Genomic DNA, 8,667 nt, shown 5'->3' with positions numbered 1-8,667 from the left:
AACAAATAGTAACCACCATTAACCTCATCTTTCCCATCATTATCGATATCACCCACTGCTGGAACATAGGCCGGTACTTTGCTATATTCTCTCCACTCGTGTTGATACGACCATAGTAATTCTAAGTGGTTATTAAAGGCCAGCACATAAGTGCCTAACTTGATGACAAAATCCTGAGGAGCACTCAGTCCTCGTATATTGGCGATAAGAATGCGTTGATGTACCCAGTTAGCTCCCTTTCCCTCAATTTGCTGAAAGATTTGAGGTTTAGCTTGTTGTTTCACTTCTCCGGTCTGTCCATCCAAGATCAATATTTCTACATCCTGCATACTTCCTGAGGGAGCTTCTATATTGGGTTGATGAGCAAAAGTTATTACTTCAGAATTTCCATCCTGATCAATATCAAAGATAGCTACCGGACCTGGCCGAGAAGGCTGTTCACCGCCTTCGCCTTGTTGCCATAATATTTCACCAGTTTGGGTGAATGCTCCCCAAAAGCAGGGTTTCATTCCACCTCCATCGTGGGCATTATCTTCGGAGCGATACACCATAAAGTCAACCTGCCCATCGCCGGTTAAATCACCCATCCGAATATCTCCTCCGAAAGTAAGAATATCATTAGATGTTAGAAATTCGGAGGGAATTAGAATTTTTTTGAACAAGGGTGGCTCACCTTCCTTAATTGATGTACTAGAGACTATCGGACTTTTGGGATTAAGATTAAAGAGCCATAAAAAATCCCAGCAGTACGACCACAGGCCAATCACTGGGATAAAACAGATATACAGCAATAATTTCGGAGCTTTCACTTTTGGTAACTTAGTAATGGTAATGGTAAAACAATAATATTATCATTCTATGACCATTTCTTTCGCGCTGCTACTTCGCGGATCGCCGCCCGGTTAACAAGCCTCTTCAGGGCTTAGGTCCTGCTTACTTTTTTCGCCTCGTGGCAATGCATACTAACCAGATCAAAAACGACAACTTATTATTCCAACATTACTTAAGGGTTTTTGGATAGAACTACCAGTTTTGAAAGAGGTGCAATTCTTTCTAATTTATTAGCTAGGTTACCAGTGCTGAAAATTAGGATTATTATCTAACTCACCTTATGGAATAGGTAAGTATTAACTGGTCTCGCCAACCCGGCTTGTTTGAAAGCACTTCATCACGAATATCTCACCCCGAAATACCAAACTACTGCTTCTGTTCTTATAGTAACTCTACGTAGCGTCCGCTCGTGTATAATAGCGTTTATGGAACTCTATCTATTCTTACAAATTGTTGGGTAACCATAAAAATTGAGCGAACTAAGATGCCTTTTGATCCCAAAATTCGCGTTTTTCTCTCGATAGCATTTCGTTGGCTTCTCGGTCACCTTTAAATTTTTCTTTCTTTGGATTCCAACGCAATGGACGATTGAGTTCATAGGCGATGTTGCCAATATTGCAGACCGTAGCCGTTCGGTGTCCTACCTCTACGTCACAGAGAGGCCGACTTCTTTCTCGAATAGCATTCAACCAGTCTCGGTAGTGGTCACGGCTTTTGTATAGATGTATTTCATTATCCCCAATTTTCTGATCCTTAAGGTTCTCAGGAACATTTAAAAACTGCCGACTTACCTCAATCACTCCTTCACTACCTTCAAATCGGATAGCATTTCCTTTTCCGAAGTCTTCTCGTACCATCGGTGTACCGTCTGGATATAAGTACGTAAGTACCTGATAATCCTGACCATTGGGCGGTATAACTTCTACTGGCCCACTGTCATCCATTCCCATTGCCCACTGAGCAATATCAAACATATGAGCACCCCAATCAGTCATCAATCCACCACCATAGTGCTTACAATAACGCCAGCGAGGCCATCCATCCCAACTTATGGGTGGTGCAAAGAAAGAGCTATACTCCCGACTAGGGGCGGGACCCTGCCACATGTTCCAGTCCAAATGTTCAGGTTTAGGCTCGGCGGGTTGCTCGCAAGCATCGGGTGGCCCACCGACACTAACTACTATTTTTTCTATGTCGCCAATATAACCATTGATAACCAGTTCGGCAGCGCGGTGAAAGTCATCTCTGGAGCGTTGCATACTTCCGGTCTGAAATACTCGCTGATTTTTGCGAGTGGCTTTTACCATATCTCGACCTTCTTTCACAGTCAGAGAAAGCGGCTTCTCGCAGTACACATCTTTTCCCGCTTCGCAAGCGAGAACAGACGCGATAGCGTGCCAATGATCAGGAGTGGCTATTATTACCGCATCAATATCTTTGCGCGCCAATAGTTCCCTTAAGTCACTGTATCCATCTATTTGGTTGTCCTGATTTCTGTTTTCACTGTAATACGATGAGACTTGCTGTTGAAAATTGCTTAGCTTTTGGGTATCCACATCGCAAGCAGCAACAATTTGTACTTCCGGTATTTCTATAAACTGACGAAGAAGGGTGCCTCGTCCTTGTTTTCCGGTTCCAATATAGCCAATAGCTGTTTGATCGCTAGGTGAGAGATAACCATTGCCACCTAGTACCCGGCGGGGTACAATACTAATTCCTGCTAAAGCAGAAAGGGATGTTCCAATAAACTTACGACGCGATGATGAGAAGTGCTTGTTTGCTTGATCCATAGGTTTAAGTAGAAGTTGTATTACCTACGGAATATAAGAAAAGAGTAGAGATTTTAAAACCTAATATGTTTAAGCACCGGTAGATTTGCTTTTATTTTGCTCATCCATTAGAGTATTTACTGATTTATCGATGTCTTCTAGGGTAAAAGCAATTTGTCGGAGATCATTTATACGCTGAATTCTTGAAAACCGTTCTCCGTTTTTTAGATTCTTAGTTTGAGAAGCAATCTCATCAATATTTGATCTGATTTGCTGTACTGTATTTTGAATATTAGATTGAGTTTCCACAGCCAGTAATTTAAGTTAGTCCAATATAATTATGTGCTACTCTAATTTAGCAAAATTAAAACCTTTTCTTATCATAGACACAATAAATGTCCTAATTTATTAACAAATTTTTAGTATGTGCAGCGTAAATTTAAATATTTTGTTGTTCTTCTGAAGAATTTATGGACGGAAACTCAATTATTTATAACCTTACTTGTTAGTTTTGCTAATTTTTTCGGTTAATATTCAGTCTTATTGTTGAATATCTTGGCTGTTGTAAAGCTTTTTCTACATCTTGAGAATGATAATTACCAGTAAGCCTGTCCGTATCGACCATAAAATGGTACGAATCCAGTTAGTATCTACCAGTTTAGTAATCAGCTTTTCATTGTATCCGTGAGTGAGCAACTGACTGTGGATGGGGGTAGAAACAAAGAAAGTAGCCATCCAAATTATGGCCAATAATACATTAGCCGCTAAGATAAAATACATTCCGTCTCTTTTCCAGAAATCTACTTGTAACCAGAGTGCCAAGCCTATCTCAATAAGCATTAGCGGTACTACTACGTAGGAAATGCTCCGCATATGATGTTGTTGAAAATTGCTGAATTGAGAGTGATCAACGTAGCGAAATCCAGGATAGTGTACTAGTTGTACTATCCAGATTAGACCAGTAAGGGCAGCGGTAACTACCAGTTGAGCTACTATCAGCTGTTTCAACTCAATCACAGTGGGACGTAAGAAAAAAAGCCGGAAACGCAATGCGTAACCGGCTTCCAATAATCAAAATATTAACAAATCTAAATTAAATACTTTTATTAGCCAAGTTTGAAGGTAATAGGTATTACCATTCGTACTCGCACTGGCTTACCACGTTGTTTGCCAGGTTGCCACTTGGGGTGACTTTTTACTACTCGGATCGCTTCGGCATCGCAGCCAGCTCCAATTCCTTTAATAGCCTGAACATCGGTAAGTGATCCATCGGTGTTTACTACAAACTGCACGAATACTTTTCCTTCAATACCCATACGACGCGCCTGCGAAGGATATTTCATATTCTTACCAACATAGTCGTAGAAAGCAGCTAAACCACCTTTAGGTTCCGGCTGATCTTCCACCACCATGAAGATTTCATCAGTAGCTTCTTCTTCAGGAGCTTCTTCGAAGACCATTTCCTCAATTTCAGTATCTTCAGTGATCTCTACATCAAGGTCAATTTCTATCTCCTCTTCAATCTCCTCTTCATCGGGAACCTCAATAATTTCCGGCTGCTGAATTTTTGGTGGTGGCGGTGGTGGTTGCTCGGTAGGAGGAATCTCCATCACATCTTCAAAAGTATCATCTACTTCCCCCAAATCAACGAGTGAGTTGCCGTCGTAGTCTTTCCATTCAAAGGCCAATGTTACTAGCGCAAGACTAACCACGAGGCCAATAGCCAAGTGTAATCCTGTTCGTTGGTTCAAATCTGCTTTCGGTGTTTTCTTTGGTTCCATACAATTTGTGTATAATTATTACACTGTACTATTAAAAGCACAATTTACAAAAATTTCTGAGTCGCTCAATATAAAAGATGCATTTTCTTGAGACGGTCTTGCTTATCGCCGATAAATGGCCAAAAACACTCCATACCCCGCTACACAACCTACAGTGTTTGCGATAGCATCGTATATATCTATCGTTCTACCTTCAGAAAATACCTGCGTACTTTCTAAGATAGAAGCATACCCTATTGATATTATTAACGCATAAATTGCCGCCTTGTTGCGAAGCCTACGATATGCACTTTGCTTAGTAAAGCCAATAGTCATTAGTAGAACCAGTACGGCAAATATTCCAGTATGGGCTATCTTATCAATACTTAACAAAGTAGTGCCCGTCTGAGGCATGTGTTGCCCTGGCAGAATTATTAGCCCCAGGATGAGTAGCATCCAGAGTAATGTATAAAAGTTGAAGCGCCAGAACATAGCAGTATAATAGACTTGATTCTAGCTACTCCTTAACTACTGCCCAATAACTTCTTGATAGTCTTCTTGACTTAATAATTCACTTAAGCTCGTTGCATCGCTAAGCTTAATCTTAATCATCCAGCCTTTTTCGTAGGGATCTTCGTTTACTAACTCTGGTGAGCCTTCCAATTCAGAATTGATCTCTAACACAGTGCCGGCAATGGGCATAAAGAGATCAGATACTGTTTTCACCGCTTCTACTGTACCAAAAACTTCACCATGCGCCAGCTCCTGACCTTCTGTCTCAATTTCTACGTAGACAATATCGCCTAACTCTTGTTGGGCAAAATCGGTAATACCTACGTAGGCCTCGTCGCCATCTACTCGAAGCCATTCGTGGTCTTTAGTGTACTTCAGTGAATCGGGAATATTCATATGCTAATAAAGATAATGTAGTAATAATTGGAAATGGATAATTAGAAAATGCGATGATAAACAACACCTTAATTATTTAAGATGTGCTAACTTAAGATTAAAATAGTATACGTAGTAAAAAATAGTATGGCGAAATTAAAAAACAATAGACTGAGTTTGTCCAAAAGTAGCTCTTTTCTGAATTTTAGAAAAAGGTTGCCCTATTTTTATTGAGCGAGGTTGAAGCGTATTTGCGTACCAAATTCGGTGGTAGTACGGCGGAAAGAACTAGTAACCAATGGATTGTTAATAGTACGGTTAAAATACAACTGAATATTCAGTCGCTCATTCACTCGGTAGTCTAAGGTAGGGCGGGCCTGAAAATTGACATTACCATTAGTGATTGTGTTGTCGTTATCAATTTTTCGCTGCACAGTTTTGGTATCTTTAAACGACATAGCTAAATTAAATGTAATATCGTTTTCTAAGGTAACCGTGCGCCCCTGCACACGAAAGGGCAACTTAAATTTATCTTTAGTAAAACCAAACGTAAAGGTGATGGCCTGACTTTTAAGCTCAGTTACCTGGGCATTAGAAAGGTTAAGCGAAAGGCTGCGTTCCCGATCATAAGAAATACGGCTAGTCAGGCGACCTTTGGTACGAATGTTCACCCCAATGAGGGGAGCAAATCGCTCAGAAATAGTTACTTGCTGAACCACGTACAGTGGTACAAACACATTAAGCGCCTCCCCATTTTCGTCTTGAATAGATTTCACCTCAGTTAGTTGAGTTGGGTCGTAGTTTTCTACTCGAGTGTTTAGTTCTACTGGAGCTTCGGTCAGATCATACTCAGCTGAAGTTGTAAAATTATTAACGCTGTAGGCCGACTGATAAGCGTGATTAATGGTGAACTGTGCAAAAGCATCACCCAAACCTGAAAACAAGCGAGGTAGCCCAGCGTAGTCTACCCGCCAGTTGGGTAGCGGAATTCGCGGAAAGGGTGAAAGCCGAACCTGTTCAGCATCTTGATCGGAGTAGGCCGCTAAAAAAGCCGGAATAAGTACATCCTGAGAATTAATGTTGTATGCCGCATCTTTATTAGGGTTTTCTTCGGTTAGGCGGCGTTGAATAGCCTCCCTATTTCGGACAAACTGATTAAATATTTCTGAAATATTCTGATCGTCATCTTGAGAAAAGGCGGTTTGTATCGTCAGATAAGAGAGGTTGTAGTTACCGGAGCGGACAGGCGGCAAAGAGCTGAAACCACCTAACGAATCTCTTCGAAAAATTTCTTGGTACGTATTAGTAACAGCTTTACTGAAATCTACCTGAATACGAAAATCCCGGAAGGGTTCAATATCGGCTCGCACATTAATATTTTCTACCTGCGATTGCTGAAAAGGCATAGTCAGTAGCTGAGACGGACTAAGCCACCCTTGCCGGGCTGCTTCAAAGCGAATGTTAGGATCTTGGCTACCTAGTAAAAAAGGAACGCCGGGCGCAGCAAAAGCATCATCAAGACCAAACAAGTACGGAGTTTGAATAAATCCTGGCAACATAGTGCCTTCGTTCAAGCTGTAGGTCACATTAATTGAACGAAGAGCCATAATAAGACGAGACAACCCCTTAAGTGCCTTCAGATCAGGTTTAGGCTTTTCTTGTTCAGTAGTATCTTGAGGATTGCGGGGTGGTTGCGGCTGAGGGCGACGGCCTCTTCCTCCGTCGTTAATATCCTTCAGAAATTTGATTTTGTTGTATAGCCCTACCATATCAATCTTACCAGTGGCACTGCGGTCGCGATTGTTCTGAATGTTGTTACCAATATCTTCAAACGTATTGGTAGTAGTAGTAGGGTCGTAGGCACCAGCTTGCCAGGTGTATCCGGCTTGGTAGCGGGCATCGGCACTCACCCAGTCTGTAATTGGAATTTTATCGAGCGGCACGGCGTAGGTGGCGGTAATTGCTTGGGTATAATTTTTCATCCGGCCAAAGTCCCGCAGGTTTTGAATGACTACATCGCGCTTGGCTTCCGTATCTAGTTCACCATCGGGTTCATCAATAATGGCAAATGTACGAGCACTATAGTCAAGGGCTAAGCTTTGAGTTAAATTCCACTGTAGGTCATAGATACGATTAAAGGTGAAAGCTTTCTCGTAGAGTGGGTCCAATCTGAATAGGTTCTCGTCGCGGTACTGGGTTTTTACAAAATTACGTTGCAAATCGCCCCGAAAACTTAAGCTACTAGGTACCGGTGAAAAGTTAAAATCCCGAATAAGCGCAAACCAAGGCGACTGAAGAAATCCTACATTGGCAAAAGGTTGAATATTGAGCTCGGGAAAGCTGTAATTGTAGCCCACCCCACCCCGCACCAGTCGTTGCTCATAGGTAGCAGTACTGAAGTTGCTGCGCACCTGATCGCTGTATGCATACGAAAAAGTGAAGTTAGAAACATCAAAAAAGTGGTTACGGGTATCTTCTCCCACTTTATTCTTGCGAACATTGGTAAAGTTTAGACTACGCCGAGTACTCTGGTCGGTGACAATATCTAAATAATTGGCCCGTTCCCGAGGATCCGTCCTTGCGTTGAGGGCTGCATCTAGCGGAATGTCCGGGTCTTTCGGATCGAACTGGGGGACAATAGTGGCTCGTTCGTAGCTGGCAAATACCGGAATTTGTAATCCGAACCGCTGAGGAAAAAACTTATCAAGGTTAGCGTTGACCGATACATCGTATTCGGTAGCTTCTTCACGGGTTCGCTCTGAGATACGCGACTGAATACCGCCAAATCCGAAAGTAGAATGGCGTACGGAAGCGGTAACATTGGCAAAGTCGGCCAACTTGGTATTAATTCGCGCATTAGCCGCCCAACCGCTGGTACGATCAAAATCACCTACCCTGAGTTCATTGGCCCACAAGCAGAGCGATTGGGGAGCCCGATCATCCGAGATAGGATTACGAACTCCGACCATTAGTGTTTGTACGGTGCTTAGTTCGGGACGACCGACTACCGTTATCTTGTACTTTCCTCGTTGCCGGGTAAATGGTAAGGTAATAGGAACATTACTTGCGTTACGAGCTGATTTTACTGAGGACAACTCATCGAGCGCAATATCAATCTCGTTTTCTTCGGGCCACACAGCTCGTTCATTTCCTTCTCCCCCCACGCCATCAGGCGACATTACTAACGGCACCTCAATTTCGTAGTAGTTTTGATCAAAGTCAGTTCCTAGCCGAAGAAAACCAGTCACAGAACTATCTTGAGCCGTTTGGCTTTCCGCGTGGAAGAACATCCGAATACTACCGTAGTTGATCAAATCCAGCGTCATATTTTTGTAGGCCGCCCGGGCATCGCCATCACGCAATTCTTCAATACATAGTTGGAGCGATTGTTCATTCACCCGCCGCTCTACCGGTGAGGT

The 8,667-nt window shown here is 42.4% G+C and carries 8 protein-coding genes; all 8 read right to left on the bottom strand.

The window, feature by feature from the left end:
• Positions 1-809 (bottom strand): hypothetical protein (locus tag WBA23_RS24900; RefSeq protein ID WP_424584987.1); only part of this gene is annotated, 809 nt, incomplete at its 3' end.
• Positions 810-1,310: 501 nt separating this feature from the next.
• Positions 1,311-2,621 carry a Gfo/Idh/MocA family protein gene (locus WBA23_RS24895; RefSeq protein ID WP_424584986.1) on the bottom strand — a complete coding sequence of 437 codons (1,311 nt, stop codon included), beginning with the start codon at positions 2,619-2,621 and terminating at the stop codon, positions 1,311-1,313.
• A 69-nt stretch (positions 2,622-2,690) separates the two neighbouring features.
• The gene (locus WBA23_RS24890) at positions 2,691-2,909 is read right to left on the bottom strand and encodes a hypothetical protein (RefSeq protein WP_424584985.1); all 219 of its coding nucleotides are present in this window, start codon (positions 2,907-2,909) and stop codon (positions 2,691-2,693) included.
• Between the two features lie 267 nt (positions 2,910-3,176).
• Positions 3,177-3,608: a hypothetical protein gene (locus WBA23_RS24885; RefSeq protein ID WP_424584984.1), complete on the bottom strand. Its 432-nt coding sequence runs from the start codon at positions 3,606-3,608 to the stop codon at positions 3,177-3,179.
• 98 nt (positions 3,609-3,706) lie between these two features.
• Positions 3,707-4,381, bottom strand: coding sequence for an energy transducer TonB (locus tag WBA23_RS24880; RefSeq protein ID WP_424584983.1), 675 nt, complete (start codon positions 4,379-4,381; stop codon positions 3,707-3,709).
• A gap of 102 nt (positions 4,382-4,483) precedes the next feature.
• Complete coding sequence (locus WBA23_RS24875) at positions 4,484-4,852, bottom strand: VanZ family protein (protein WP_424584982.1); 369 nt, start codon at positions 4,850-4,852, stop codon at positions 4,484-4,486.
• 36 nt (positions 4,853-4,888) lie between these two features.
• Positions 4,889-5,269 (bottom strand): glycine cleavage system protein GcvH, encoded by a 381-nt coding sequence (gcvH, locus tag WBA23_RS24870; RefSeq protein ID WP_424584981.1) that lies wholly within the window; start codon positions 5,267-5,269, stop codon positions 4,889-4,891.
• Positions 5,270-5,475: 206 nt separating this feature from the next.
• A partial coding sequence (gene sprA / locus WBA23_RS24865) for a cell surface protein SprA (RefSeq protein ID WP_424584980.1) occupies positions 5,476-8,667 on the bottom strand: 3,192 nt, incomplete at its 5' end.

This window comes from Tunicatimonas sp. (genome assembly GCF_049647865.1).
Taxonomy (GTDB): Bacteria; Bacteroidota; Bacteroidia; order Cytophagales; family Cyclobacteriaceae; genus Tunicatimonas.
The sequence above is the reverse complement of the archived record's forward strand: the minus strand, read 5'-3'. Positions and strand labels throughout refer to the sequence as shown.

Excerpts from the sequence above, each read along its gene's own strand:
- WBA23_RS24895 (WP_424584986.1), bottom strand. The coding sequence starts at position 2,621 with ATGGATCAAGCAAACAAGCACTTCTCATCATCGCGTCGTAAGTTTATT.
- WBA23_RS24880 (WP_424584983.1), bottom strand. The coding sequence starts at position 4,381 with ATGGAACCAAAGAAAACACCGAAAGCAGATTTGAACCAACGAACAGGA.
- WBA23_RS24875 (WP_424584982.1), bottom strand. The coding sequence starts at position 4,852 with ATGTTCTGGCGCTTCAACTTTTATACATTACTCTGGATGCTACTCATC.
- gcvH (WP_424584981.1), bottom strand. The coding sequence starts at position 5,269 with ATGAATATTCCCGATTCACTGAAGTACACTAAAGACCACGAATGGCTT.